Below are 859 nucleotides of genomic sequence, written 5' to 3' on the forward strand. Positions count from 1 at the left end.
GCTGCCGCATCCATTAAAGACGCTAAATGATCGAAACCGATGAATGAACGATAAAGGGGTGATAAATCTACTGTACGCATAATAATATCCTCATATTTAAGCGATATTTCAGTTGTGCTTTTCTAATGAACAAACACAAATGAAGTTTAATTAATAATATAAATTTCAATTACTTCTGTTTAACAAGGACCCATCAGGCGTCCTCTACTTATCTATATATGGACGTTAAAATTGTTTTCAAGCAAATAACAAATAATTTTTTAAATTCGCTCTTTTAAAATACACAACAAGGTCGTTAAACATAAATTACAATGGTAAAAATACCGCCTCAAGCGAGGCGGCTAAAACAGTGGAAAATATTTAAAGTGAATTACTTATCTTCGAGCAAATCATTGCCACCTATTGCTATTTTGCGCGGTTTTAACGCTTCAGGTATTTCACGTTGTAAATCTATGCTGAGTAAACCATGGGCTAAGTCAGCAGCGATAACTCTTACATGATCTCCTAACTGAAACTTACGCTCAAAATTGCGATCTGCAATGCCTTGGTGAATAAATTTACGCTCTTTACTATCGTCTTTACTTTGTTTAACCCCGCTAACTTTTAGGGTGTTATTTTCTGACTCGATTGTCAGTTCGCTATTGCTAAAACCAGCAACTGCCATAGTAATTCGGTATTTGTCTTTATCGAGCGCTTCGATATTGTAAGGAGGAAAGCTTGGCTGCTTATCTGAGCTTGCTGCCGCATCCATTAAAGACGCTAAATGATCGAAACCGATGAATGAACGATAAAGGGGTGATAAATCTACTGTACGCATAATAATATCCTCATATTTAAGCGATATTTCAGTTGTGCTTTT

1 protein-coding gene and 1 pseudogene are annotated in these 859 nt (G+C 35.9%); both read right to left on the minus strand.

Annotation, left to right across the window (positions count from 1 at the left end; genetic code table 11):
- A pseudogene (locus H5058_RS18595) lies at positions 1–80 on the minus strand (heat-shock protein); the annotation flags it as partial.
- Between the two features lie 290 nt (positions 81–370).
- Positions 371–817: an Hsp20 family protein gene (locus tag H5058_RS18115; protein WP_011327681.1), complete on the minus strand. Its 447-nt coding sequence runs from the start codon at positions 815–817 to the stop codon at positions 371–373.
- Positions 818–859 lie beyond the last annotated feature (42 nt).

Origin of the sequence: Pseudoalteromonas sp. SR45-4 (genome assembly GCF_014163535.1) — a bacterium.
GTDB lineage: Bacteria > Pseudomonadota > Gammaproteobacteria > Enterobacterales > Alteromonadaceae > Pseudoalteromonas > Pseudoalteromonas nigrifaciens.

Bases quoted from the DNA above. Each gene is read 5' to 3' on its own strand.
- H5058_RS18115 (WP_011327681.1), bottom strand. From the start codon at position 817: ATGCGTACAGTAGATTTATCACCCCTTTATCGTTCATTCATCGGTTTC.